The sequence below is a fragment of the Gordonia westfalica genome, from assembly GCF_900105725.1.
Taxonomy (GTDB): Bacteria; Actinomycetota; Actinomycetes; order Mycobacteriales; family Mycobacteriaceae; genus Gordonia; species Gordonia westfalica.
Genome location: NZ_FNLM01000034.1, coordinates 3,652,835 through 3,676,717, shown reverse-complemented (window position 1 = coordinate 3,676,717; position 23,883 = coordinate 3,652,835). Strand labels below are relative to the sequence as shown.

General features: G+C 67.0%; 27 protein-coding genes and 3 tRNA genes. 17 read left to right on the top strand and 13 right to left on the bottom strand.

Annotation, left to right across the window (positions count from 1 at the left end; translation table 11 throughout):
* Nucleotides 1-48: 48 nt before the first annotated feature.
* The gene (locus BLU62_RS22420; RefSeq protein ID WP_074852134.1) at nt 49-1,278 is read left to right on the top strand and encodes a hypothetical protein; all 1,230 of its coding nucleotides are present in this window, start codon (nt 49-51) and stop codon (nt 1,276-1,278) included.
* Here BLU62_RS22420 and BLU62_RS22415 read toward each other — a convergent pair.
* Nucleotides 1,252-1,764, bottom strand: coding sequence for an acyl-CoA thioesterase (locus tag BLU62_RS22415; protein ID WP_074852133.1), 513 nt, complete (start codon nt 1,762-1,764; stop codon nt 1,252-1,254). The genes BLU62_RS22420 and BLU62_RS22415 overlap by 27 nt on opposite strands.
* A gap of 205 nt (nt 1,765-1,969) precedes the next feature.
* Here BLU62_RS22415 and BLU62_RS22410 point away from each other — a divergent pair, with 205 nt between their 5' ends.
* Nucleotides 1,970-2,962, top strand: coding sequence for an alpha/beta hydrolase (locus tag BLU62_RS22410; RefSeq protein ID WP_074853140.1), 993 nt, complete (start codon nt 1,970-1,972; stop codon nt 2,960-2,962).
* On the opposite strand, the gene hisC is transcribed toward BLU62_RS22410, so the two are convergent.
* A complete protein-coding gene (gene hisC, locus BLU62_RS22405; RefSeq protein ID WP_074852132.1) occupies nt 2,959-4,026 on the bottom strand; it encodes a histidinol-phosphate transaminase in 1,068 nt (355 codons plus the stop codon). The genes BLU62_RS22410 and hisC overlap by 4 nt on opposite strands.
* Nucleotides 4,027-4,143: 117 nt before the next feature.
* Here hisC and BLU62_RS22400 point away from each other — a divergent pair.
* Both BLU62_RS22400 and BLU62_RS22395 read left to right on the top strand, forming a co-directional pair.
* Nucleotides 4,144-4,235 (top strand) — tRNA-Ser (locus BLU62_RS22400).
* A gap of 36 nt (nt 4,236-4,271) precedes the next feature.
* Nucleotides 4,272-4,344 (top strand) — tRNA-Arg (locus BLU62_RS22395).
* 73 nt (nt 4,345-4,417) lie between these two features.
* Here the strand turns inward: BLU62_RS22395 and BLU62_RS22390 are convergent.
* Both BLU62_RS22390 and BLU62_RS22385 read right to left on the bottom strand, forming a co-directional pair.
* Nucleotides 4,418-5,650, bottom strand: a complete 1,233-nt coding sequence (locus BLU62_RS22390; RefSeq protein ID WP_074852131.1) for a tyrosine-type recombinase/integrase — start codon at nt 5,648-5,650, stop codon at nt 4,418-4,420.
* A complete protein-coding gene (locus BLU62_RS22385) occupies nt 5,643-6,326 on the bottom strand; it encodes a helix-turn-helix domain-containing protein (protein ID WP_159441577.1) in 684 nt (227 codons plus the stop codon). Before BLU62_RS22385 ends, BLU62_RS22390 begins: the two co-directional genes overlap by 8 nt.
* Nucleotides 6,327-6,428: 102 nt before the next feature.
* Between BLU62_RS22385 and BLU62_RS22380 the strand changes: the two genes are divergently transcribed.
* The 4 genes from BLU62_RS22380 (at nt 6,429) to BLU62_RS22365 (ending at nt 9,344) form a co-directional block, all read left to right on the top strand.
* Complete coding sequence (locus BLU62_RS22380; protein ID WP_074852129.1) at nt 6,429-6,629, top strand: helix-turn-helix transcriptional regulator; 201 nt, start codon at nt 6,429-6,431, stop codon at nt 6,627-6,629.
* 18 nt (nt 6,630-6,647) lie between these two features.
* Nucleotides 6,648-7,241, top strand: coding sequence for an NUMOD4 domain-containing protein (locus BLU62_RS22375; RefSeq protein ID WP_074852128.1), 594 nt, complete (start codon nt 6,648-6,650; stop codon nt 7,239-7,241).
* Nucleotides 7,238-8,509, top strand: coding sequence for an AAA family ATPase (locus BLU62_RS22370; RefSeq protein ID WP_074852127.1), 1,272 nt, complete (start codon nt 7,238-7,240; stop codon nt 8,507-8,509). The genes BLU62_RS22375 and BLU62_RS22370 overlap by 4 nt, the downstream gene beginning before the upstream one ends.
* Nucleotides 8,510-8,909: 400 nt before the next feature.
* On the top strand, nt 8,910-9,344 hold the full coding sequence (locus tag BLU62_RS22365) for a hypothetical protein (protein ID WP_074852126.1): 435 nt from the start codon (nt 8,910-8,912) through the stop codon (nt 9,342-9,344).
* A gap of 426 nt (nt 9,345-9,770) precedes the next feature.
* Here the strand turns inward: BLU62_RS22365 and BLU62_RS32585 are convergent, their stop codons facing one another.
* The 3 genes from BLU62_RS32585 to BLU62_RS22355 all read right to left on the bottom strand — a co-directional run bounded on the left by BLU62_RS32585 (nt 9,771) and on the right by BLU62_RS22355 (nt 10,949).
* A complete protein-coding gene (locus tag BLU62_RS32585) occupies nt 9,771-10,019 on the bottom strand; it encodes a ribosome modulation factor (RefSeq protein ID WP_139180063.1) in 249 nt (82 codons plus the stop codon).
* 6 nt (nt 10,020-10,025) lie between these two features.
* Nucleotides 10,026-10,550 (bottom strand): hypothetical protein, encoded by a 525-nt coding sequence (locus BLU62_RS22360; RefSeq protein WP_074852125.1) that lies wholly within the window; start codon nt 10,548-10,550, stop codon nt 10,026-10,028.
* A gap of 99 nt (nt 10,551-10,649) precedes the next feature.
* A complete protein-coding gene (locus BLU62_RS22355) occupies nt 10,650-10,949 on the bottom strand; it encodes a hypothetical protein (protein WP_074852124.1) in 300 nt (99 codons plus the stop codon).
* Nucleotides 10,950-11,010: 61 nt separating this feature from the next.
* Here BLU62_RS22355 and BLU62_RS32960 point away from each other — a divergent pair, with 61 nt between their 5' ends.
* Nucleotides 11,011-11,157, top strand: a complete 147-nt coding sequence (locus BLU62_RS32960) for a hypothetical protein (RefSeq protein WP_159441576.1) — start codon at nt 11,011-11,013, stop codon at nt 11,155-11,157.
* Nucleotides 11,158-12,119: 962 nt separating this feature from the next.
* Here BLU62_RS32960 and BLU62_RS22345 read toward each other — a convergent pair.
* Both BLU62_RS22345 and helR read right to left on the bottom strand, forming a co-directional pair.
* Nucleotides 12,120-13,028, bottom strand: coding sequence for a DNA-processing protein DprA (locus BLU62_RS22345; protein WP_074852122.1), 909 nt, complete (start codon nt 13,026-13,028; stop codon nt 12,120-12,122).
* Between the two features lie 345 nt (nt 13,029-13,373).
* Complete coding sequence (gene helR, locus BLU62_RS22340) at nt 13,374-15,545, bottom strand: RNA polymerase recycling motor ATPase HelR (RefSeq protein ID WP_074852121.1); 2,172 nt, start codon at nt 15,543-15,545, stop codon at nt 13,374-13,376.
* Nucleotides 15,546-16,064: 519 nt separating this feature from the next.
* On the opposite strand from helR, the gene BLU62_RS22335 reads away from it, so the two are divergent.
* A complete protein-coding gene (locus BLU62_RS22335) occupies nt 16,065-16,811 on the top strand; it encodes a hypothetical protein (RefSeq protein WP_074852120.1) in 747 nt (248 codons plus the stop codon).
* A gap of 62 nt (nt 16,812-16,873) precedes the next feature.
* Nucleotides 16,874-17,524: a putative glycolipid-binding domain-containing protein gene (locus tag BLU62_RS22330; RefSeq protein ID WP_074852119.1), complete on the top strand. Its 651-nt coding sequence runs from the start codon at nt 16,874-16,876 to the stop codon at nt 17,522-17,524.
* A 21-nt stretch (nt 17,525-17,545) separates the two neighbouring features.
* Here BLU62_RS22330 and BLU62_RS22325 read toward each other — a convergent pair whose 3' ends face one another.
* Entirely contained in the window at nt 17,546-18,520 is a 975-nt protein-coding gene (locus BLU62_RS22325; protein WP_074852118.1) for a prephenate dehydrogenase, read from the bottom strand.
* Nucleotides 18,521-18,615: 95 nt separating this feature from the next.
* Between BLU62_RS22325 and BLU62_RS22320 the strand changes: the two genes are divergently transcribed.
* The 5 genes from BLU62_RS22320 (at nt 18,616) to BLU62_RS22300 (ending at nt 20,585) form a co-directional block, all read left to right on the top strand.
* Complete coding sequence (locus tag BLU62_RS22320; protein WP_074852117.1) at nt 18,616-19,158, top strand: tRNA adenosine deaminase-associated protein; 543 nt, start codon at nt 18,616-18,618, stop codon at nt 19,156-19,158.
* 16 nt (nt 19,159-19,174) lie between these two features.
* Complete coding sequence (locus BLU62_RS22315) at nt 19,175-19,639, top strand: nucleoside deaminase (RefSeq protein WP_208863657.1); 465 nt, start codon at nt 19,175-19,177, stop codon at nt 19,637-19,639.
* A gap of 125 nt (nt 19,640-19,764) precedes the next feature.
* Nucleotides 19,765-20,034 (top strand): hypothetical protein, encoded by a 270-nt coding sequence (locus BLU62_RS22310; protein WP_074852116.1) that lies wholly within the window; start codon nt 19,765-19,767, stop codon nt 20,032-20,034.
* Nucleotides 20,035-20,207: 173 nt separating this feature from the next.
* Nucleotides 20,208-20,417 carry a CsbD family protein gene (locus tag BLU62_RS22305; RefSeq protein WP_074852115.1) on the top strand — a complete coding sequence of 70 codons (210 nt, stop codon included), beginning with the start codon at nt 20,208-20,210 and terminating at the stop codon, nt 20,415-20,417.
* Between the two features lie 77 nt (nt 20,418-20,494).
* Nucleotides 20,495-20,585 (top strand) — tRNA-Ser (locus BLU62_RS22300).
* Between the two features lie 55 nt (nt 20,586-20,640).
* Here the strand turns inward: BLU62_RS22300 and BLU62_RS22295 are convergent.
* Entirely contained in the window at nt 20,641-21,078 is a 438-nt protein-coding gene (locus tag BLU62_RS22295; protein WP_074852114.1) for a MarR family transcriptional regulator, read from the bottom strand.
* A gap of 95 nt (nt 21,079-21,173) precedes the next feature.
* Between BLU62_RS22295 and BLU62_RS22290 the strand changes: the two genes are divergently transcribed.
* On the top strand, nt 21,174-22,064 hold the full coding sequence (locus BLU62_RS22290) for an alpha/beta fold hydrolase (protein WP_074853136.1): 891 nt from the start codon (nt 21,174-21,176) through the stop codon (nt 22,062-22,064).
* A 77-nt stretch (nt 22,065-22,141) separates the two neighbouring features.
* Here BLU62_RS22290 and BLU62_RS22285 read toward each other — a convergent pair whose 3' ends face one another.
* Both BLU62_RS22285 and BLU62_RS22280 read right to left on the bottom strand, forming a co-directional pair.
* Nucleotides 22,142-22,876 carry an MspA family porin gene (locus BLU62_RS22285; protein ID WP_244278287.1) on the bottom strand — a complete coding sequence of 245 codons (735 nt, stop codon included), beginning with the start codon at nt 22,874-22,876 and terminating at the stop codon, nt 22,142-22,144.
* Entirely contained in the window at nt 22,873-23,541 is a 669-nt protein-coding gene (locus BLU62_RS22280) for an MspA family porin (protein ID WP_074853134.1), read from the bottom strand. The genes BLU62_RS22285 and BLU62_RS22280 overlap by 4 nt, the downstream gene beginning before the upstream one ends.
* Nucleotides 23,542-23,883: the final 342 nt, after the last annotated feature.

The following is a 23,883-nucleotide window of genomic DNA, read 5'->3' as shown; positions in this document are numbered from 1 at the left end:
TCGCGGAAACGGGGGCGCACCGATTCTCCCAGGTAAGGCGGCAGTGGCATGGTCGACAACAGCTCGCGAGGGCAGCGGATGCCTGCGCGCAGCAGCGAGCAGATCCGTGAGTGGTGTGATCGGTCGGCGCTGCCGGGCGAGCGCCGCGAGCTGACCGACACCGCCGCACTGCTCATCGCTGCCGGCTACCTGACGCCAGGGGGCCGCGCGATCGTGGTGCGGAGGATCTCCACCGGCCGGCCGATGCCGACGGTGCCCGCCGGGTTCGGCGACCTGCGCCGCCTGCAGAGGGCGATCGTCCAACTCGAGCACCAGCTGTCCAACCCGGTCGTGCCGAGCGTCGTCGGCGCCGTCATGCGGAACCGGCTGAACGGCCTCCAACGACGCCGCGACGACGCGCGCAAGCACATCGTGACCGCCAAGGGCGTCCTCGCCTCGGGGACCCGGGCGATCCGCCGCGAGCGCCGCGAGAACGTCTACCTCGAGATCGAGGAGCGTGAGCGGCTGTTCTCCGGGCTGCTCTGCACGCCCACCCCCAACGTCAACTCCTCGGGCTACGTCCGACGCGCGGGTACGGCGGCCATCGACCGCATCGCCGGGGTCGTCGGACAGGTCGCCGCGAAGTCCGGGAACCCGCAGGCCGGGCAGTGGGCGGATCAGCTCTTCGCCACCGGGCGGGACGCGCAGGCCGGCGCCCCGCGTGCAGCGCACTTCGTCGACGGCTACGAGACGCTGCTGTTCATCGCGGGCCACTACTACGACCGCATCGTCGGAAATCCGGCGTGGCGCTCCGACCACTTCGAGGTGCAGCGCACCCAGGTCAACCTGCATGCGGAGCTCGCCGAGATCGCCGCGGACGTGATCGCGCTCCGCGCGGTCCGCATCGACCTGGACCGCGCGAAACGCAACGGCGGATTCGACCGCACCTTCGCGGCGCAGATCGACCAGCGTGAGACGACGCTCCGCCCGGTGTGGAGCGAACTCATCGACCGGGTACAGGCGCTCGGCGAGGTCGCGCACGTCGTCGAATCGGCGGCCGTCGAACTCCAGGTCCTCGCCGAATACAACAAGGCGTTCACCCTCGACGACCGGATCGACGAGCTGATCGCTCGGTCGGGCGATCGGGAGATCTCCGTCGACAACACCATGCGTCTCACCGAGCAGGTGCGCAGCGGTGAGGAGCAGCTTCGGATCTATCGAGATGTGTTGCAGGGCAACATTGCCCGCATCTCGCCCGCGGTTCCCCGGGAGCTACCGGCTCGTTACGAGCCGTCGTGACCAGGTCTTGAGGTAGTCCTTCTCCGAGACGCTCAGGCGCCGGAGTGTGTGCTTCTCGACGTCGACGACCGCCATCTGGGTGCTCGCCACGCAGGCCGGTCGGCCGGTGGGATCGGCGTGTGCGCCTCGGATCTCGTAGCCGATGGTGAAGTCGACCGAACGAAAGTGCTTGATCCACATGCCGATTCGCAGCGGGGAATCGTCGTGCCGGAGCTGCGCCTGATATCGGATGTCGACGTGGACGATCATCGCGCTGGTGATCAGCGGGGCGTACTCCTCGCCGGCGCTGAGGAGCCACTCGATGCGCGCCTCCTCCATGAGGGTGACCATGCGAGCGTGGTTGATGTGCCCGAAGGCGTCCATGTCCGACCACCGGACCCCGACCTCGGCGACGAATGCGTACCCGGCGTCATCGAGACCCCCGTCCTCGGGCCTGCCGTCGAGAGTTCCCTTCGGTGAGTTCTGCCCGTTCGGTGGCTTGTGCATCGTCGACTTTCACTCGGGGACACCGACTGTGTGGTGTTTGGTCTCGGAACGGCCACTTTCGCGGCCTCTCGCCCTGCCGAGCGGCAGGTAGTCTGACAGTCTAGATGTCCGGCATGCGTCCGAGTCGGTAGGCGCGGTCACATGCATGGCGACTGAGGACTTCCGGTGCGGTCGGGGGATGTGCCGGGTGAGGGAGTTTGACGTGATTTCGAGGCGTTTGATCGCGGGGCTTGCCAGTGTGGTGATGGCGGCTGCGCTGACTCCCGTGGTGGCCCACGCGGCACCGCGGACAACCGAACCGAAACCTGTCGCCCGCATCGCGAAGACCGTGAAGATGAGTGCCCTGCGCACCGACATCTGGGTGTACTCCCCGGCCATGAACGACCGCATACGCGTGTCCGTCCTGACTCCCGCAGGCGCGACGTACCCACGGTCGACGGTGTACATGCTCGACGGCGCCGGCAACTACAAGGACATAAGCGACTGGATCACCAAGGGGCGGGCCGGCCGATTCTTCGCGGACAAGAACGTCAACGTGGTGCTGCCCGCGGGAGCCTCGGGCACCTTCTACACCGACTGGAAGCAGCGTGACGCCAAGCTCGGCAAACCGATGTGGGAGACGTTCCTGACGAAGGAGCTGCCCCCACTCATCGACGCGAAGTTCAACGGGAACGGGCGCAATGCGATCGTCGGTCTGTCCATGGGTGGGCAGGCGGCGTTCGCGCTCACCGTCCGGAACCCGTCCATGTACACCGGTGTCGCATCACTCAGTGGTTGTCCGCCCGTCTCGGGTCCGTTCAACGAGGCGTACGTGCGTTCGACGGTCGGCCGTGACGGCGGCGACGCGACCAACATGTGGGGGCCGTTCGGTTCCGCCGGATGGCGTGCGCACGACCCGAACCACCATCTGGACAAACTCCGCGGAAAGAACATCTTCATCTCCGCCGGTTCCGGCGCCATCGGCCCGCTCGACCTGCAGCGCCGGATCGAACCCGAAGAGGGGACCCGCGACGTCGTGACGGCGTCGTCGTCGGCTCTCGAGCTCGGTGCCTACCGCTGCTCGCTGGAGTTCGCGGTCACCCTGCGCGCCGCGGGGATCCCGTACACCGACGGTTTCCGCCTCATCGGCACACACACCTGGGGTTACTGGGAACGCGACCTCGCGGTGGCGTGGCCGACGATCGCCCGCGGTCTCTAGGCGCGCGGACCGTCCCAGTTCTCGGCGAAGGCCAGGAAGACGTCGCCTTCGAGCGCATTGGTGACAGTCACGCGGACGCCGTCACCGTCGAACGGACGAATCACGACTCCGGCGTCGACACCGGCCCGGGCGAAGTCCATCGCGGCGTCGCCCAGATCGAGCCAGACGAAGTTGGCCTGTGAGTCGGGCACCCGGTAGCCGGCGGCGCGCAGACGCTCGGTGATGCGCGCACGTTCGGCGACCACGGCGTCGGTCCGGGTGAGGAGTTCGTCTCCGGCCTCGAGGCTCGCGGTCGCGGCGGCCTGGGCCACGCTGCTCACCGAGAACGGCACGTGGACCTTGCCCAGCGCGGTGATGACCTCGGGGTCGGCGATCGCGTAACCGACGCGGAGGCCGGCGAGGCCATACGCCTTGGAGAAGGTGCGCAGGATCACCAGATTAGGGAACTCTCGGCGGAGTTCGACCGCGTCGTAGGCCTGGCTCTCCGGCAGTCGCAGGTACTCGAAGTACGCCTCGTCGAGCACGACCAGGATGTCCGACGGCACCTTCTGCAGGAACGTGCGGAGGTCGGCCGCCTCGACGACGGTGCCCGTCGGGTTGTTCGGGTTGCACACGAACATCAGTCGGGTCCGCTCGGTGACGGCGGCGGCCATCGCCTCGAGGTCGTAGGTGAGGTCGCCGGTGAGTGGCACCTGGACCGGCGTCGCGCCCGCGACCCGCGTGGCGAGGGGGTACGTCTCGAAGGATCGCCAGCCGAACACGACCTCGTCGCCGGGGCCGCTGGTGATGGTGATCAGGTTCTGGCAGAGGATCACCGATCCACAGCCGACCTGGACCTCGTCCTCGGTGACGCCGAGCTTCTTGGCGAGCGCTGCGGTGAGTTCGACGATCCCGTTGTCGGGATAGCGGTTGACTCCCGCCGCGGCTGCGGCGATGGCGTCGACGACGCTGGGCAGCGGACCCTCGGTGACCTCGTTGCTCGCGAGCTTCACGGCCCCGGGAAACGTCTTGCCCGGTACGTAGACGGGAAGGTCGTCGAGATCGGGGCGGATTCGCAAGCTCACCAGACCAATGTAGGCCGCCCCGCCGAAGGGGCAAAAACCGGCTCTGACCAAACGGTTTGCTTGTGGACGCGACGGGTGTGTAATCTTTCGTCCGGCAGTTCGAAAGGACTCCGCCAAGGAGGCGTGCCAGAGCGGCCGAATGGGACTCACTGCTAATGAGTTGTCTCGCTAAAACGGGACCGGAGGTTCAAATCCTCTCGCCTCCGCCACCGCAGTCGGCCGACGGCGGTACAACTGAATAACACGCGCCCGTAGCTCAACGGATAGAGCATCTGACTACGGATCAGAAGGTTTGGGGTTCGAATCCCTACGGGCGCACTCCAGAAACACCCCGCTACCTGCGTAAACAGGTGCGGGGTGTTTCTACTTCACCGAATCTGACCGGTCGAAGTCACCGAATAGTCACCGTTTTCGTCGAAGTCATCCCACCCTCGCCGGTGGCCGGCGCGAGGAGGTCGAGGATGCCCGACAGATCCGGTGCGACCTGCGCCCGCTGCACATAGTGCCGAGTCGTGACCTCGGTCCCCGAGTGCCCAAGTTGCGCAGCCGCGTCAGTCAGCGACGCCTCACGCTCGACCAGCGTCGCGACCGTCTTACGGAACGTGTGCGGCTTCACCCAGGCGAATGTCTCACCGCGCGCATCCCGCAGCTGCCGACGCACATTGTGCGGATCGCGCAGTGTGCCCGCCGACGACGCGAACACCACGTCGTGCGCGTTCGGCTCGGCCGCAACCTTCAACCGCATAAGCGTCGCCACCGCGAACCCCGGCAGCGTCACCACTCGCCAACCGGCCGCAGTCTTCGGATGAGGCTGCCGCACGAGACCGCCACCGTCGGCCTGCCGGCCCGGCAGCCGCACCAGCGTGCCCGAGATCGTCGCCGTCGCCGGTGACGCCTCGAAGTCGACGTCACACCAACGCAACGCAAGCAGCTCACCGATCCGCGCACCGGTCGCCAACTGTAGGTCGATCAGATCGAGCAGACCACGCACCCGCGGTCGGCCGCCCCTACCCGTCGAGGTCGACGGCTGCTGCTCCCACAGCCGCACGTGCTCCCGGTACGCGCGCAGTTCGTCTAGGGTGAGCGCCCGCACGGCTTCGCGCTGCGACTCGGGTACTTCCATCTCGCGCGCCGGATTCATGCCGGTCACCGCATCGTGTCGGATTGCGTGCGCGAACATCTGCCGCAGCAACGTCCGCAGCATCTTCGCCTTGGCGGGCCTATCCGCGGCGACGTCGGCGACGAACCGGTCGAGCCTCGACGGCGACGCCTCGCGCAATTCGAGGTCGCCGATGCCAGCGGTTATGATCGCGACGTACCGCCGGTACTCGGCGATCGACTGCGGCGACACCTTGCCCCTGGTCTCGACAGCCCGAATCCACTGGTCGGCCAACGTCCGCACCGACGACGACGGTTTGAGCCCGACACCACAGTCGTCGGCGACCCGCGTCGCCCGTTCGAGCACTGCCGCTTCGGCTTTCGCGCCCGACGGCCCGATTGACTGCACTACGCGCACCTGCCCATCACGGCAGCGGACCCGGCACCGTGCACGCCACTGGTCCTTGCCGATCTGCACGCGCGTGACCTTGCCCGGCACCCCGATCTCGAGTCGACGCCTACCCACGGTTCGAACCCTTCCGTCTGCGTTTGCGATCGGGCGGCAGCCGATCCGCCCGTAGCCGCTGCAGGAGTGGCGACACGGACTCGCGTAGCCATTCTTCGTCGGCGTTCTGTCCGCGAGCCTTCGGGCTGTTCGCGAATGCTGGCGGTGTGATCCCGGCAAGGTCGTCGTCGGTTGCGCCCGCGTACCGCAGTAGCTCGACTACCTCGAACATTCGCACCTTGGTCAGCAAAGCCACTGCGTTCGGGCGGAATGGGTCACTCGCGTCGCCGTCGGAGAGCCCGAGGCCGGCGATGCTGACGTTGGGAAGGTCGGCGCCCTCAGCGAGTGCTTGAATTGATGCGACTACTTCGTGGGCATCGACCCACTGCTGCCGTTCGGCCTCGTACTCGCTGATCAACTCGTCGAGGCCGTTCGCCTCGTCGCCGAGCCGTTCGAGCAGAGTCGAGGCAATGCCCTCGGTGTGGATGCCGACGAGATCGGGCGTGGTGTCCAGCGCTGCAGCGAGTGCGTCAGCCTCGGAGAATCGTAGCGGCCGATCGCCGTTCTCGACCCGCGACAGCGTGCCCTGTGACCAGTTCACGCCGGCTTCGCGCATGCGTTGCGACAGATCGCCTTGCGACACACCGAGTTGCGCTCGGCGTCGCTGTATCCATCTCCCGATATCAGCATCAATCACGAGCGTCACAGTATCGCAATATGCAAAGGGTTGTCACTAGAGTAATGCCAATATGTGTATGGTTGGCAATACTGTCAACCCATCGAAGAATGGAATACTTCAATGACCGCACAAGCCAGTACCACCGACGTGCTACTCACCGCGAAGACTGCCGCTCAGCGACTCAGCGTTGGAGTCCAGACACTCGCAAAGTGGCGTAGCGAGAAAAAGGGGCCGCGCTACGTCCTTCTCGGCCGCTCGATCCGGTATCGCACCAGCGATATCGACGAGTTCATCGAACGCAGCATCACCGAAACCGCCTGACAGTCAAGCCACACTCCGATGCCCGCGAACGACGAAGGCCGGCGACGTGTGCCGGCCCTCGAACGCCTCTCCAACAAAGGCGTCGCCGAGTCTATCCGCCCGACAGCCTGCGAGGAATGGCGAGCGATCCCCGGCTACGCCGGCGTCTACGAAGCGTCCAACCTCGGCCGTATCCGATCCCTCGACCGCACGATGGTCAGCACCAATGGACGCACGACACACCGGACCGGGCAACTGATCTCACCCGCCCGAGACAGCGCCGGCCACCTCGTCGTCAGCCTCTATGGACGCGACCACAGCAAGCGCAGTGCCCGCGTCCACAGGCTTGTCCTGGCTGCGTTCATTGGGCCGTGCCCGGCCGGTCACGAAGCACTGCACCGCAACTCCCGAGCCGACGACAACCGGCTCGTCAACCTCACGTGGGGCACACGCGTCGATCTCGGGAGGCTCACGGTCGAGAACGGACGGCACCCGCTGGCCAGTCGCGCGCACTGCGCCCACGGCCACCGCTACAGCCCCGACAACACCCGAATCGTCCAGCGCTCCAACGGTCGCACTGCCCGCGTCTGTCGTGCCTGCCGAACCATCCGCGACAGGAGACCCCAGTCATGAGCCCACGCGCAGAGCGCCGCAATCGGCCACGCGCCGAGATCGCCGACGACATGCGACGAGTCCGCGCACACCAAGACCAGCAGACCGACGGGGCCCAGCAAGCCCGCGAACGCCGCCCAGCCGAAAGAGCGACCACCATCGGTACCGAGGCCGCAACCACCACGCTCGAAGCACTCAAGATCGACCCCGATCCCGACCCCGAGGGCATACCGCTGCCCGACGAACCTGCCGACGAAGGCGGCCTCTCTGCGCATGGCCCGCGTCTCTCCACGCGCACGTCTTTCGCCGATAGGCTGCTCACGCTCTCATCGCTCGCGCGACTCCGCGCACCGACTCCGCTCGTCGATCGATTGCTCTACCGCGGAACGCTCGCCCAGCTATCGGGTCCAGCGGGCAGCTACAAATCGTTCCTCGCGATTGCTGTCGCCTGCTCTGTCGCCGCCGGCACAGACCTCGACGGACAACCGGCAGGCCAACCGGAGCACGTCATCTACGTCGCAGCCGAGGGCGCTGCAGGACTGCGTGCCCGCATCCTTGCGTGGTGTGAACACCACGGCGTCGACCCTGGCGTACTCGATCCGACACTCCATGTTCTGCCCGTACCGGTACAACTCGGCCACAGGACCACCGACGTAGCTGAGGCGGCTGCACTCGCAGAACACCTGCGCGCCGCGCTCGTCATCCTCGACACCCGATCGAAATGCACCCTAGGCATGGAAGAGAACAGCAACACCGAGCAGGCCAAAGCAGTAGACGCCGCCGAACAGATATGCGCCGGCAGCGGAGCAACAGTTCTCGCAATTCACCACACCGGTAGAACCGGCAGCACCCCGCGCGGAGCGACCGCATGGGACGGCGGTGTGTGGTCCGATCTGCGCATTGTGCGAGGCAAAGACCTCGCGGTCACGGTCTGCTGCGAAAAGCACAAAGACGCCCCGTCCGGCTGCTCACACCGCTACCAACTCATCGAGCATCAGGTATCCGAGACCGCTATGCCGCGCCAATCCGAGAACGCGCGAAGCACCCTCGTTTGTGTCTCACGAATGGGTGAGACTTCCGCCTCGGTGAATCAGTCCGACATTCTCATCTGTGACGCACTGCGTCAGCGTCCAGGTCTTACCGCGACCCAGCTTATCGAGGCAGCCAAGGTCCCGAAGGCGACCGTTCATCGTCGCCTAAAGGCGCTGGTAGAGGCCGGAACAGTGGTCAAGTCGGGAAACCGCCACTCGCTTACGTCGACCGCAGTAGCTCAGTGGAAAGTCTCATGAGTCTCACTTCGGTCTCACCCAAGTCTCACCCCACGGTCACCAGTCTCACCCACCACACACCCTTAGGGGGTGGGACTGAGACTCGGGAAGTGAGACGGACATGGTTGGTTACGTTTCTGCTCCGCTCGTACCTCGCTCCGTGCCGCCACGAATCACTCCGCTAACGCTCCGCGATTCACGCCGGACGAAATCGGTGACGGTAGCCCTCTCGCACGCGCCAGCACTCTCACCATGAGCCAAGAGGTTCGCGGAGGGAGGAACGACCGGAGCGGTTCTCGCGGCAGCGAAGCGAGGAACGAGCGGAGAAGAGAACCCGACCACCCGAGCAACGAGACGGGCCGGACGGACCAGGGAACACCCACAGATGGGCAACCCCCACCAGAGAGGAAACACCCCGACGATGACCACGAACCCCGGCGGCTACCCGCCACCCGACGACGAGGATGACGACCAAATTGGGCAACAGTTCCTCGACGACCTCCGCGCCCGCCTCGACAACGCCGGCGAATACGGGTCGATTCCGTGGCGCACCGAACGCGACGCCCAAATGCACCGACTCGCCTCGCTCGGTTGGGCCGACACTGATCTCGCCGCTTACTACCGAATCGGCCGCCCCGCAGTCCGCGCAGCGCTCGCCCGTCACACAACGAACCCCACACCCGATCGGGAGCCGTCCGGCCACCGGCACAGCTATCGGGTCCGCATCCCCGCCTATGCGATCGGTCTCACCGTCGACTACGAAGCGGCCCAACAACTGCACGCCCTCGCCACGGATCACGGACTTGTCGCCCACATCAGCCGCCGCGACCCGAGCGCGGCTCGCAGAACGTTGTAGACGCACGACGGCAGGCCCGGCCGCATAGCGAGACGAACCCGATCGGTGGGCCACACAGGCCGCGACAGCCCCTTTCCCAACAGAGCGGCACAACCCCACAAAAACGGACAACCCACGCGTGCAGACACGCTCGGCGAGGCACTCGACGCAGGCCGGTTCCTGGCCACCACCGACGCCTCACGCCCCTCCGCGCCGGGTCTGGGTGCCCCTCGACTCTGCCGCGAGTCAGATAGCCGGATCAGAATTTGATCACCAAATGAACCGGAATATCCACCAGCGTCATAGCCACCACACCCAGCCCAGCGCAGGGTGAGCGCCGGCGGCCGGCGCGCGGCCGCTTCGACGTGCCTCTGTGTCCGACGACGGTCGCCGTTCTCACGCAATTTTGCAGACCGCGTAGGGCTCGGCCGGCTGCGAGTGGCGCTGTCAGTCGTCGCCGGCCTCGGCCTCGACGTGCGCTTGTCGACGCCGCTCGGCCTCCCGTAGCTGCCATGCGTCGTACTCACGCCGGAACGCCTCACGATTCCCGGTCGCCCAGATCCCGCCTAGTACTCGCCGTCCGGCGTACGGGTTACCGGCACCAGGCCGCGACCGCTGACCCTCCCGGTAGACCTCTAGCGCCTCAGCTGGCGTCGGCAGCGGCTGCAACCAGCGGTCACGCTCTGCGTTGGTCACCCGTCGTCAGTCCTTGTCCCACTCCGTGTCGGGCATCCACGCCTCGCGATGCCCGGCACCGTGCTCGGCGACATGGCGCCGTCGGTTTCCCATCGCGGCCCGCAGGATCTCGGCGTCAGTCGACCAACATGCCGCGGTGACCATCGCCCACCGCGCCGACTCGACCTCAGACCGTCGGCGAATCGGCGGCGGTGTCCACCCGACCGAGAGCGTGGCATCGCCGTCGAGATCGTCGACCGTGAGAACCGTCGACCACTCCACAGCACTACCCGGCTCGATGAACGCCACGAACCCGATCCGCTCTGCGTCACTGCCCGGTCGGTGGACGTAGACGACCACCCGGTGCGCCGGACCGTCACCGAAGTTGCTCACGGTGCCCGAGAACCGCAAACCGCCCTGCGCTGGCGTGACCTCGCCGGCGAACTCCCAGTCGACCGTCGAACGGTTCCACCACGCACGCCCGACGACCCCGGCGAGCGACGCGAACGAGATGCCGGCAGCGATCCACGACGACAACGTGCCCCAATCCATGCCGGAACGGTAACGGCATCTGCACGCCCGACGCGCGACACCCTCGCAGTGTCCTGAGAATGTCCCGACGCGCGGTAGATGTCGCCGAATCCGGCCCGGTCATCGCGTCGTCTTGGATTTGCGTCCGGTCTGCTCGTCGCTCAGGTGAACCGGCAACACCCCGACGGACTCGGCGAACAGCGCGTCGCACGCGGTCGTGATGGCTTCCAGACATACTGACTGCCGCGCCGCTGCGCGTATCCGTTCGTCCTCCGAGGCTTTCCGATCGACGACGGTCGCCGTGTGCTTGCCGCGTGACGCCTCGACCGCGGCCGCTACCTTGCCGATGTGGGATCGTAGGGCAGGGTCGAGGATTTCGATTTGGGCGTGTAGCAGCGCCCGGTCTCGATCGGCGATCAATTCGCGTTGTCTCTGACCGTGTGACCGCCATCGCCATGATCGACACCTGTGCGAGAGCCGAGTGCGCCCGCGCCGCGACGATCAGGTCAGCAACGATCGTCCGCTGCCGATCCCGACGCGCCTCGGCCCGCTGCCCCACGAATACCTCGCGGGTACGGCCAGCGCTGATCAGCACGCCGACGAGCGTCGCGCCGGCGACCACGCATGAGCCAAGGACCGGCAGCCAGTTCTGCCACCACGGCGCACCGCCATCGAGGACGACGTGCAGCGTCATTCGCTCGCCGCCTGCTCGAACAGCGATGCACCAGATGGCGCCGGCACGTCACCGTCGACGTACGCGTGGACGCTCATCGCCGGACACGTCATGGCTTGTGGCCCACCAGACAGCGACCCTTCCGAACCATGCACCGCAACGCGTTGTAGTCCGACGTGCACGTACCCAACAGCTCGGCGTGATCGGACCAACTCCACTTCAACCACCGGGCTGCGCATAGTCCGGTAACGCTCTGTGCGCCCGCGAGTTTCAGTGCAGCCGCTGCCGACTGAATGCTCGCGCCGGTGGTCCACGTGTCATCGACAACAAGGACGTGCCTGCCGCGGACCGCACTCTGCCACTCCGACGGGACTGCGAACCGGTCACGGCGAGGTACATGCGAGCAGCCGGGCGAATATCCAGGGCCGAGGCTCAACAGAAATCGCTCCACACCCGCCTCAGGATTAGCAACCTGGCTTACGGCTCGGGCCAGGTTCCGAACGGGATGATCGCCCGACCGTCCGCGTGAGGACGGGACGTAGGTCACCGAGTCCCACAGGTGCCCAAGTTCCAGCCGAATACAGTCACCATGCAGCAGCGTGCCGACGTTGATGATTAGACGCAGGTTGTCCATCGAGCGGGGATCGGGAGGCGTGGCCTTGTACGACTGCATGAGGTGAACGCTCTGGTGGATGCCGGACGCGTGCTCTCCCTGCGCATAGGTGAACGTGAGCGTGTGGTCACACGTCGCGCCGTCGAGCGTCGCCCGCATTGTGCGGCACTGACCGCAAACTGAGCCAGCTGCAGGTGCCCGGCAGACGTCGCACGTTCCCGCATGACCAATCGCGTATACGTTTCGCAGGAACCCGCCGACCCTGCCCGTGACGACCGCGGATAGCTTGGCCGCAGTATCCGCATCAACCAACGGACGCCAAGAGTTCCGTGACCTGTTCGTCGAGTTCGACGACCTGCTCCACATGACGCAGTGCTTCGTCAGGTGTGCGAGCAACATGCACGCCTGGCTGGCCCACCAGCGCGGCTCCCCACGACGTTGCGAGTGCGACGGACTCGCTCAGCACCACCGCGCGGCCATGTGCGACGGCCTCGCGAGCCTGAATCCGCGTGCCGCTGTGCTCGCCAGCCTCCACGATCACGGTCGCGATACCGTAGGCGCTCATCACCGCGTTGCGAGCAGGAAATGACCACTTGGTCGGCGCGAAGCCGGGAACGAACTGCGACAGCAACATTCCGCGCTGTCCGATCTCGGACTGCAGGTCGCGGTTCGATCGCGGGTAGAAGTAGTCGAGGCCGTTCCCGAGAACGGCGACCGTCCGTCCGCCTGCGCGCAGTGCGGCTGTGTGGGCTGCCGTGTCGATGCCCTCGGCGAGTCCAGCGACGACGGTCAGTTCGTAATCGGTTAGCAATTGCGCGACCCGCTCGGCGAACTGCAGGCCGCGAGCACTCGCCCGGCGCGAACCCACTACGGACACTGCGCGATCATCGGCCGCGACCTCGCCTTGCGTGAACAGCAGCGGAGGCATCTGGCGAACCGATCGCACTTGCTCGGGATAGCTCGCATCGAACAACGTGTGCAGAGTGAACGGCCCCGCCTCCCACTCGCGCAGGGTGACGCGAGCCTCCGCGAGCAGCCTCTCGGCATCGGCGTTGTCGAACAGGCCCGTCGGGTAGTGACGCTCCCACACTGTCAGCGCATCGCCTGCCTCGATGATCTCGGCCGTAAGCTCGGGATACGAGAGCCCGGCCGGCCGCGACTGAACGAGAGCAACGAGTGCGACCCGCTGGTCGTCGGCGTGATCTGCAGTCAACGGGTCGCCTCCTGTCTGTTTCCTGCTGTTCCGGAATGTTCTCACCCGCCACTGACAGACAGATTACGACAGCGACGGTCAGTCTCGGGAGTTGACGGGCGATCGGACGGTTCCGACCCCGGTCACCGAATAGTCACCGTTTTCGGTGGATATCACCGGGTATCTCAGTCTATCGGCGTGATTGTCGAGTCAGCCGTCGCTGCAGCTGAGCGGGTCTCCCGAGCGCTATTGGGATAGCCCGCGATAGCCCCGCTCTCTAGCAGAAGGTTTGGGGTTCGAATCCCTACGGGCGCACAGACAGAAACCCGCCACCGGTTCACAGTGGCGGGTTTCTTCGTCTGCGCCTCACCCGAGCAGGATCAGCTCCCGTGTCGCGCGCGTCATCGCCACATACCGGTCGACCGCGCCTTCGATACCGTTCCCGAAGGACTCCGGATCGACGAGCACCACGAGGTCGAACTCGAGCCCCTTGGCGAGAGTCGGGGTCAGTGACCGGACCCGCGCCCGCCCCTCGAAGTGCGGTTCTCCGATCACACAGACCGTGCCCTCGGCGTGCTCGGCCAACCAGCGGTCCACCACGTCGGCGAGATCGGATCGGTGTCCGTGCCGGACGGGAATTCCCGTGCGTCGCACAGAGGTCGGGACGTTCGTGTCGGGTAGCGCGGCGCGGATGACGGGTTCCGCCTCGCTCATGATCTCCTCGGGTGTGCGGTAGTTGATCGTCAATCCGGCCATGGTGACGTCGCCGAACCCGACCCGTAGCAACCTCTCCGACCACGACTCGCCGAACCCGTGGCGGGCCTGCGCGCGGTCGCCGACCACTGTGAAGCTCTTCGACGGGCAGCGGTGCAGGAGCATCTGCCACTGCGCGTCGGTCAGCTCCTGCGCCTCGTCGACGACGATGTGCGCGAACGGGCCCGCCAGACGGTCCGGGGTGCCGTCATCGGCGACAACGCCGTCGTCGAGCGTGTTGCGCAGATCCTCGCCGCGGAGCATGGTCATCAGGCCCTCGCCGTCGTCGTGCACCTCGGCGGCGATGAGATCGTCGACCACCTGACTCATCCGCTCGTGTTCGGCGTCGAGGGTCGCTCGTCGCCGGCGTCTGCGAAGGGCGGCTTCGGGATCCCCGATCCGGCGTCGCGCGGCGTCGAGGAGCGGGAGGTCGGCATCGGTCCAGGCCTCGGGAACATCGCGCTGCAGCGTCCGCACCTGGGCCGGGGTCAGCCACGGGGCGCACCGGCGCAGGTATGCGGGCACCGACCACAGGTCGCCGACGACCTCTGCAGGTTGCAGAACCGGCCATGCGCGGTTGAACGCCGACGTGAGTTCCCGGTCGGCGGCCAGAGCACGACGCAGTGCCCCGAACGGGACGTCGTCGTCATGCTTTGCGGCGATGATCGAGACGAGTTCCTCCCACACCTCGTCACGGCCGTCGTTGTGCGGCGTACCCGGCTCGGGGACATCGAACGCCTCCGCCCACTCTGCTGCGGTGAGAGTGATCTCTGCCCAAGGGGTTTCGACGACGAACGGCGTCGTCGGTGGTTGCTCGTAGAACGCCACCGCCGGCTCGACGGCCTCGACCATCAGCGCCGACGACTTCAGTCGTGCGACGTCGTCATCGGGTTCCGTTCTCGCCGAGACGCCTTCGGCGACAAGGTCGGAGAGCGTGCAGGTCTGCATACTGTCCTCGCCGAGGCTCGGCAGCACATCGGCGACATAGGCGAGATACGGGCGGTGCGGGCCGACGACGAGGAGCCCTCCGCGATTGCCGGCGAGCCGGGGGTCGGCGTACACCAGATAGGCCGCCCGATGCAGGGCCACCACCGTCTTGCCCGTCCCGGGGCCGCCGTCCACGACCAGCGCGCCACGGGAACCGGCGCGGATGATCGCGTCCTGGTCGGCGGCGATCGTGCCCAGCACGTCCCGCATCCTCGGGGAACGGACGGCACCGAGGTCGGCGATGAACGCCGACTGGTCGTCGAGCGTGGCATGCCGCCCGAGGACCGCCGGGTCGTCGACGAACACCTCGTCCCAGTAATCGGTGACGCGTCCTCGCGTCCATCGGTAGCGGCGTCGACTCACCAGGCCCGCGGGGTCACGCAGCGTGGCGGCGAAGAACGGCGCAGCGAGGGGCGTACGCCAGTCGACGAGAAGGGTCGCGCCGTCGGAACCAGTCAGGCCGAGACGGCCGATGTAGAGCACGTCACCGTCGGCGCCGACGATACGACCGAGGCACGCCTCGAGGCTGAAGCGCTGCAGAGCGCGCACGCGGGACAGGGTCTGGTGGATCTCCAGATCACGGTCGAGCGCTCGTCGTCCTCCTCCGCCGTCGGACCGGCGGAGCGTCTCGATCCGGGTGTCGGCCTCGGCGACGGAGCGGGTGAGGCTCATGGCGATCGCCGCGAAGTGACGGTCGTCCTCGTGGGTGAGATCCGGGTCGGCTTTGGCGGACAGTCGGGACGGCAGGTTGAAGAGGCTGTTCGGTGTGTGGGCAGCAGGGGCGGACGACAGCGGCAAGTGGCCTCCGGTGGTTCCGATGGTGCGGTGCGCGTGGGGTCTTCGGGCAGGTGGGAAGGCGATTCTGCACCCTGAGGGGGGTCTTGCGGCAAGGCCCCGTCCACCGCTTATGGTGAAGAGGGAAGAACAACCCGCGGACGCCCCATCTGTTGCACAGCGTTTCCAGATATGTGAAAGTGTTTTCAGTTCACCTGGTGAACGACTTCGGTGGGGTCTGTCAGGGGGCTGCCGCCCCCATGTACTGGGGGTAGGGGCGGCAGCACGGCGTCGGTCGATCTGTGGACTCAGACCAGGCGAGTCCGGCATCTGCCTGCGACGATCCTCCGCATGGAATTGCTCATCCTCGTGCCGGCCGCCCTCTCCGCCCGCCTCGAGAGTCGTCTGTAGATCTCATTCGTTCAACCGGTTCCGGAACGCCTCGCCGGCCGCCCGACCTGCGATTGGGGACCTGGCGCGGTCAGGTGCATGGACACCCGCCGTAAGGTCGAAGACAGACGACACTTCGACCGGAGGCCGACGATGGGACAGCCGTACGGCGGGCCGAACCGCGACGCCCGCGATCCGCGGGACCGTGGCGACGACCCGTATGGGCAGACGCCGGTGTCTCCGCGGCTGTACCCGCCGCTCGGCTATGCCCCGGACGGTACGGCCCTCTTCACCCCCGGGCAGCCCACGAACACCGAACTCCGGATCGCCGAGCATGCCGCGCGCGAGGAGGCCCGTGCCGAGGCCGCATCGTCGGACGGGCCGGGCGACGAGTCGCGCATCACGAAGGTCTCGACGTCGTCGCTGATCGTGTGTCTCGGCCTCGTCGTGCTGGTGGCCGTCGCGATCGTCGGGTTCAGCGGGATGTTCCGTAACGAGCCCACCGAGCCGCCGCTCGCCGACCCGCCGACCACCATCGACACCGTCCCGCTCCCGCGCACCTTCGAACCGCCGCGGCTGACCCCGGACGGTCCCGGCCAGACCGCGCCCGGCGGCCCCGACGAGCGCGTCAACCCGCAGGACAAGCCGGTGACCTACGACGTCGCCATCGACGGCCAGGCCACCATCCTCTATGTCGATTCGATGGGTCTGCGCTCCGAGTTCGCGCCGTCCAATCCGTGGAGCGTCGAGTTCACCGGTGGGGACAACCCCCTGCGCCTCCTGGTGATCGCGGGGACCGGGAGCGGCGCCAAGTGTTCGATCACCGTCGACGGCAAGGTGGTCGTGGAGGACACGGTGACGGCGTCGTCTCCCCGACGCACCGCCTCCTGTATCGCCTGACCCGGCGGTGACCGGCGTCTCGATGGTGGTCCACCGGGTGAGGTGACCAGCCCGTCCGATGTGTGATCGGGCGGTCGGCTCGCTACCGTAGTCGTGTGAGTTCCCCGCAGACAGCCCCCGAGAGCGGGCGGTCCTCCGCCGCCACGGACGAGTTCAAGACAGTGCTGACGTGGCGTGGCGAGGACACCGATCGACTCGAACAGGTGCGCCTGGTCGTCTCCGGCGCACGCCTGAAGGCCTACGGCCGGATCATCGCCGCCGCGACCGACGACCACGAGGCGTTCTCCGCGTCGTACGAGTTGCAGACCACGGATACGGGTGTGACCAAGCGCCTCACCGTGCATCTGATCCGCGAGGACGGCGAGACCCAGTTCGGCATCACCCGCGACAACGAGGGAACCTGGCTGGTCCGCCGGCCCGACGGCGAGGTCATCCAGTCGGACTTCGAGGGAGCCGAGGACGTCGATCTCGCTCTCTCGCCCATGTTCAACGCCCTGCCGTTGCGCCGCCGCCGGCTCGCCCCGGCGGACGGCACCGTCGATGTGCCGGTGATGTACGTCTACCTGCCCAGCGGTGAGATGAAGCCGGCCACGATGTCCTACACCGCCACCGCCGACGGCATCGACCTGGTGTCCCCGCTGGCCACCACGACCATCACGCTCGACGACAACGGGTTCGTCACCGACTATCCGGGACTCGCCCGCCGGGTGTAGCCACCCGACCTCGTCGGAGCTCTAGCCCACCCAGACCCGGCCCTGGTGGGCCTGGCGGCGGAGTTCTTCCTGCCAGCCCGGCTCGCCGATCGCCACGCCGCTGATGGGCTCCGGGCTGCCCTCGTGCAGTCGCTCGTACGCCGACCGTGCGCGATGGCCGTCGTCGACCAGGATCTCCGCGGTCCCGTGATCACGCAGTTCGTCGCGTGCGGCGATCAGCCGGTCGATGGTCTCGCTGAGCACGTTCAGGACGGCGGTTCCGTTGGCCTCGATCATCGCCCGCTGCAGCGCGGGTGCGGTTCCGGCGACCCGGGTGCCGTCGCGGAAACTGCCGGCGGCCAGACGCAGGGCGAGGTCGCTCTCGCCGGCGCCCACCGCCGCGGTCGCGGCCGCGGTCAGGTGCGGCATGTGTGAGATCGCCGCGACGGCGCGGTCGTGCGCATCGGGCGCCACGGGCACCACCTGCGCACCCGCCAGCCGTGCGATCGACGCGACCGCCAGCCAGTCGTCGGCGTCGGTGTGATCGGTCGTCGTGACCGCCCACATCGCACCCCGGAACAGGGTCGGGTCGGTCGCCGACCAGCCGGATCGGCTCGTCCCGGCCATCGGATGCCCGCCGACGTAGCGAGCACCGGGATGCGCCCGCGCGATCACCTTCTCGACTTCCTGCTTGACGCTGATGACGTCGGTCAGCAGGACCCCCGGTGCGTGTTCGGAGATGTCCGACACGATGGGTTCGATGGTCGTCACCGGCGTCGCCAGCACGACCACCGCGTCCGTCTCGGCGGCGCGACGCAGTGTGGCGACGAGATCCGTCGACGCCCGGTACCCGTCGGCGGTCGCCGCGTCGACGGTCGCCGACGACCGGTTGTAGCCGAACGCGTCGTGCCCGGCGTCGTGCAGGACCCGTAACAGCGAGCCGCCGATCAGCCCCAGCCCCAGCACGCACACCGGCGTCGTGGGCGCGGAAGGTGAGGACGACGAGTCAGCAGTCACGCTGACAACGTTCCCATACCTCGATCACCGCCCACACCTTGATCTCACCAGTCCGGGACTTGGGACGAGCGGTGATAGCGGCTACGGTTTGCTGCATGGCCGGTGCCGGATTTGGGAAGTCGGGGTCGAACGCGCAGGACGTGGACGACGACATCGACGGTTTCGCCGTTGCGGTGGTGCGCGACGAGAGTGGCTGGAAAGTCACTGCGCTGAAGCCGTCTGCGCTCTCCGATCTCGAGGACGCCGAGCGACAACTGCTCGAGCTCCGTTCCGCCGGTGCGGTCTTCGGTCTGCTCGACGTCGACGACGAGTTCTTCATCGTCGTCCGTCCCGCGCCGGCGGGCGCGCGACTGCTGCTCTCCGACGCGACCGCGGCGATCGACTACGACGTCGCAGCCGATGTTCTCGACGCACTGAACCTCGACGTACCCGACATCGACCCGGATGAGCTCGACACCGTCGACCCGTGGGAGGAAGGTGACCTCGCGGTTCTCGCCGACCTGGGCTTGCCCGACGCGGTCATGAGCGTCATCGTCGGCGACACCGACCTCTACGCCGACGAACAGCTCGGCATGATCGCCGCCCGACTCGGCTTCGCCGACGAACTGGGCAAGGTTCTCGACTCGCTCGGCCACTGACCGGCGTCGACGCACGATGAGTGCCCCCGCCTGGGAGAACATGGTCCGCGCGGCGCTCGAAGCCGCGTCGTCGTCGGGAACCGACGACGTCCCGATCGGTGCCGTGGTCTTCGACCCCGAGGGTGTCGAACTCGCGCGCGCGGCCAACCGTCGCGAAGCCGACGGTGACCCGACCGCTCACGCCGAAGTGCTCGCCCTGCGCGCCGCCGCCCGGGCGTTCGGCGACGGGTGGCGACTCCCCGGCTGCACGATCGCGGTGACCGTCGAGCCGTGCACGATGTGTGCCGGCGCCATCACGCTGTCCCGCGTCGACGCGTTGGTGTTCGGGGCGTGGGAACCCAAGACCGGGGCCGTGGGGTCCCTGTGGGACGTCGTGCGCGACCCACGGCTCACGCACCGCCCCCAGGTGAAGGGCGGCGTCCTCGAGGCCGAGTGCCGGACGCTGATGGTCGATTTCTTCGCCTCGCGACGGGACCGCTGAACCGGGCCGTCGGGGGTGCGGGGACAAAAGATCGGTGAGATCTCAGGGTCACGACCGATGGTCGGTGCGGCGCTGCTCTGGCAGATTGGACACGAAGTCCTGACCCCGATCCTCGAGGAGTAGCCATGTCCGACCCGGCCGACAAGGTCACCGCAGCCTTCGACACCGCCAAGGCCAAGATCAACGAGTTGGCCGAGAGCGGCAAGGTGCAGGAGGCACTGGGCACCGCCCGCGACAAGATCGACGAGCTCGTCGAGAGCAAGCAGGTCCAGGATGCGCTCGGCACCGCGAAGGACAAGCTGAGCGAACTCGCCGAGAACGAGAAGGTCCAGGAGGTCGTCACCACGGCCAAGGACAAGTTCACCGAGGTGGCCCAGAAGTTCAACAACCGCTGATCCGCCCTCTGACCTGCGGTCCTGCAGGGCAGGGAGCGGCTGTGGCACGGTGGAACACAGGAGTCAGCTCCTGCATGGCGACGCTCGCGTCGAGCCACCGGCGCGTGATCGGTCGCCGAGTTCTTCCACCTCGGCCGGCATCCGGCCGCGCCGAACCTCATCGAGGAGGCTTCATGGGAACCACTGACGACGCCAAGAACAAAGCCGAAGAGCTGAAGGGCCGCGGCAAGGAAGCCGCCGGCAGCCTCACCGACGACCAGGATCTGAAGAACGAGGGCAAGGGCGATCAGGCCCAGGCCCAGGGTAAGCAGAAGATCGCCGACGCCGCCGACGCCGTGAAGGGCAAGGTCGACGACGTCAAGGACAAGCTGACCGGCAACTAGGCGGCCCGCTGCACCCGTTTTATCGCTCTGACCAGCTGATTTAAGACTCACCGCCCTGCTGCGGTACAGTCTTTCGCGGTGGCGTGTCCGAGCGGCCGAAGGTGCAGCACTCGAAATGCTGTGTGCGGTAACCCCGTACCGAGGGTTCAAATCCCTCCGCCACCGCCAGAGATGGCCCCCGTCGTGTAGACGGGGGCCATCTTGCTTCTCGGATGCTGTGTCGTCAGCTGCCGGCGATGTCGTCCCGCAGTGTCCGGAGGGCGTCTTCGGTCTCGGCGGCCCGGTCTGCGCCGACCGCCGTCTCCCATCGCACGCGGATCCGCTCGAAGGCTGCGCTCCCGATCGCGATCGCCTCCCGTCCTCGAGCGGTGATTCTCAGGCTCTTGCGGCGGGCGTCGTCCGCGTCGGCGGCGCGTTCGATGTAACCCAGGCCCTCGAGGGTCGTGATGGTCTTGGCGGCGGCCTGACGGGAGACGCCGAGGCGACGCGCCAGGGAAGCGGCGTTGCCCGCCCCGTTGTCGATGGCCTCCATGGCGAGCTCATTCGACACCGTGAGGCCCGCATGCCCGGCCTGCGTCAAGTCCTCGACGACCTCGCGCGTCATCGCCTCGAAGGTCTCGACCAGCATCCGCGCGAACTGCGCACCATGGGAAACATCCACGTCGCGAGGCTACTGCGCACCGCCTCTATTGACAACCTGGTTGTCATGCCCCTACTGTCATTTGACAACCAGGTTGACAATCATGAGGAGTGGTCATGAGTACCGACACGCGCAGTCCGATCAGGGCAACCGTTCCCGGCGTCGAACATCACCTCGCGCACGTGAACGGAACGGTGCTGCACTATGTTTCGGCGGGAAGTGGTGGTTCACCCGTGCTGCTGGTCCATGGCTTCCCGGAATCGTGGTGGACGTTCCATGAACTGATCCCGTTGCTGGCGGCGAACCATCGGGTCTTCGCCGTCGATCTCCGTGGCTTCGGGGATTCCGCGATCGCGGATGACGATTTCGACAGTGCGACGGCGGCAGAAGATCTGCATCAGCTCATCCGGCATCTCGATGTGGATTCGGTACACGTTCTGGGACAGGATATTTCAGGTGGCGCGGTCTATCGGCTCGCCACGGCGAATCCCGGTCTCGTGCGTACTCTGATCGCGGTCGAGATGGGACTGGCCGGGTTCGGCCTGGAGGGATTCGGGGACGTCACCCACGGTGGTTCGTGGCACATCGGCACGTTGGCCGCGCCGGGCATAGCCGACCTGCTCTTCGCCGGCCGGGAGCGGGAAGTTCTCGGGGAGTGGGCTTTTCCGACGATGACGACCGTCCCCGGGTCGATCGGCGAGGAGGATCTCGACGAGTTCGTCCGGGTGTACTCCCGACACGGTGGTTGGCGCGGGGCGGCGGGTCTGTACCGGTCCATGCTTGCCGAGGGCGACGAGTTCCGGAGGAGGGCTGCCGTGCCGCTGACCATGCCGATGCTCGCGGTCGGAACCTCCGGCGGAGCGTTCACCGCTCAGACGCTCGCCCAGATCTCGGACGGACCGCCGTCCGCGATCGAGTTCGACGGGGTCGGGCATCACGTCGCGCTCGAGGCCCCGGATCGTCTCGCCGCGGCGATCGGTGAGTTCCTGGACGGCGTCGAGCGTTGATGTCGGCGTCTGCGAAGACGTACGAATGGCCTCCCGCGGCGATGCGCGGGAGGCCACGTGTTCGGTGGAACTGCCGGTCAGCCCAGGCTGAACGGCTTGCCGTAGACGGTGATCGTCTGTGAGGCCCGTTCGGTGGAGACGCTGATCTTGGCGTAGGAGCGTGCCTGTGCGTAGCCGGCACAGCCGTTCACCATCATGGTCTCGTCGGTATAGGCCAATGTGCCTTTGCCGCCGGCGAAGTTGATCGAGGACGAATGTCCGGCCGCGCCGAAGGCGTCCTTGTACTCGCGGTCGGTGATCACATAGTTGACCGCCTGGCCCGGGCCCAGGGTCACTCCGGCGCCGGTCTCGGCGGTCATCGAGGTGCTCTGGAGGTCGTACTGCGGTGCCGAACCGCCCGACCTGCTGTTCGAGTTGCCGCCGAGCGTCAGCTGACAGCCGACGATGTAGCCCGAGCCGACACCGATCTGCGCGGACTTGTCGGAGGTGCTCACGACGTACTTGCCGGAGACCCAGGCGTTCCGGTGCAGGGGAGTACCGCCCAAGGACGGGTTGATGCGGGCCGATTCGTTGCTGCGGGTGATGGTCACCGCCGTACCGTCTTTCAGCTTCTTGGTGACGGTCTGTCCGGGAAGGCGGACGGTGGTGTCGGCGCTGGCCGGCGCACCCACCATCGCGGGACCGGCCGTCGCACAGGCGAGCGCCAATGCGGATGCGACGATGCGACGGACGCGCGGGCTACGGCACTTGCTGACGGTCATGGAGGCCTCGATTCGACGAGTCGGGTTGCGGAACAAATGTTTTGCGGTCATCCGATGGAGAAGGGCTTGCCATACAGGTTCACCTTCTGATGCACCTCGCCGGTGGTCTCGATGGTGGTGAACGCGCGCGCTTGCGCGTAACCGGCGCAATCCTGCACATCGATCTGCGCATTGTCGTAACCCAGGTGATAGGTACCCGGCTTCTCGATGTTCTTGGTGCCCAACGGAACGAACTTGACCTCGCCCGCCGCCAGCGGGACGGTGAGGGTTCCCGACACGGAAGGCGCGGTGGGTGTCAGGGAGCCGGACAGCCCGCCCTGCAGTCCCTTGACGTTCACCTGGCAGCCGACGATGTAGCCGGTCGACAGGGTGGCGGCCGCCCCGTTGGTCGCTGTCCCGTTGCTGCCCGGGAGCTCGGACTCGCCGGCCGCACCAGCGCTGGGGCCGGCCTTCGAGGGCTTGAGATGGGGTGCGTACAAGGTGATCTGGCCGCTCACCCAAGTGGTCCGCGAGGTGCCGTTGGCGGCCATCGACGGGGAGACCCGCGCGGTCTCCTCGGAACGGACGATGCGGATGCCGTCGCCGGAAGCGGTGCCGTTCGGCAATCGGGTGAAGGCGTCCGCGCCTGCGGCGGCGGCGCCGGCGAGCAGGGCGGTCGTCACCGAGCCGCCGACGACCGCGGATATCCCGATCGTCCTCAGGGATGGGTGTGTCATGTGCGTGTTCTCCTCATTCATCTCCCCGGATGGGGTTGTCGCATGCATCGAGAACTCATCGCAGTGGGATGGCCCGACAAACTGCGGCAGGATCGTGAACGTGGTGAACGTACCCTAAGAAGCTGATTAGTGAAAAGCTATGTAAGGGGTTGACACATATGGGCGTAGTGAAGGTAGCCTAACCTCCACAAGGTGTTGCGAGCACCTTCGGTGCCGGCCGTTGCGGATCGCCGCGGATTCCGTGAGAAGCGTTGTTGTGCAAGGGAAGTCGCGACACATGATGAGGATGTGTGGACAAGGCGGGTGAGCCGCTGTCGGTGCCGAGCGCGGCCCACGGCTCTC

Coding starts and splice junctions, on each gene's coding strand:
- BLU62_RS22420 (WP_074852134.1), top strand. CDS start 49: ATGGTCGACAACAGCTCGCGAGGGCAGCGGATGCCTGCGCGCAGCAGC.
- BLU62_RS22415 (WP_074852133.1), bottom strand. CDS start 1,764: ATGCACAAGCCACCGAACGGGCAGAACTCACCGAAGGGAACTCTCGAC.
- BLU62_RS22380 (WP_074852129.1), top strand. CDS start 6,429: ATGACCGCACAAGCCAGTACCACCGACGTGCTACTCACCGCGAAGACT.
- BLU62_RS22375 (WP_074852128.1), top strand. CDS start 6,648: ATGCCCGCGAACGACGAAGGCCGGCGACGTGTGCCGGCCCTCGAACGC.
- BLU62_RS22370 (WP_074852127.1), top strand. CDS start 7,238: ATGAGCCCACGCGCAGAGCGCCGCAATCGGCCACGCGCCGAGATCGCC.
- BLU62_RS22365 (WP_074852126.1), top strand. CDS start 8,910: ATGACCACGAACCCCGGCGGCTACCCGCCACCCGACGACGAGGATGAC.
- BLU62_RS22360 (WP_074852125.1), bottom strand. CDS start 10,550: ATGGATTGGGGCACGTTGTCGTCGTGGATCGCTGCCGGCATCTCGTTC.
- BLU62_RS22335 (WP_074852120.1), top strand. CDS start 16,065: ATGGGACAGCCGTACGGCGGGCCGAACCGCGACGCCCGCGATCCGCGG.
- BLU62_RS22320 (WP_074852117.1), top strand. CDS start 18,616: ATGGCCGGTGCCGGATTTGGGAAGTCGGGGTCGAACGCGCAGGACGTG.
- BLU62_RS22315 (WP_208863657.1), top strand. CDS start 19,175: ATGAGTGCCCCCGCCTGGGAGAACATGGTCCGCGCGGCGCTCGAAGCC.
- BLU62_RS22310 (WP_074852116.1), top strand. CDS start 19,765: ATGTCCGACCCGGCCGACAAGGTCACCGCAGCCTTCGACACCGCCAAG.
- BLU62_RS22305 (WP_074852115.1), top strand. CDS start 20,208: ATGGGAACCACTGACGACGCCAAGAACAAAGCCGAAGAGCTGAAGGGC.
- BLU62_RS22290 (WP_074853136.1), top strand. CDS start 21,174: ATGAGTACCGACACGCGCAGTCCGATCAGGGCAACCGTTCCCGGCGTC.
- BLU62_RS22285 (WP_244278287.1), bottom strand. CDS start 22,876: ATGACCGCAAAACATTTGTTCCGCAACCCGACTCGTCGAATCGAGGCC.
- BLU62_RS22280 (WP_074853134.1), bottom strand. CDS start 23,541: ATGACACACCCATCCCTGAGGACGATCGGGATATCCGCGGTCGTCGGC.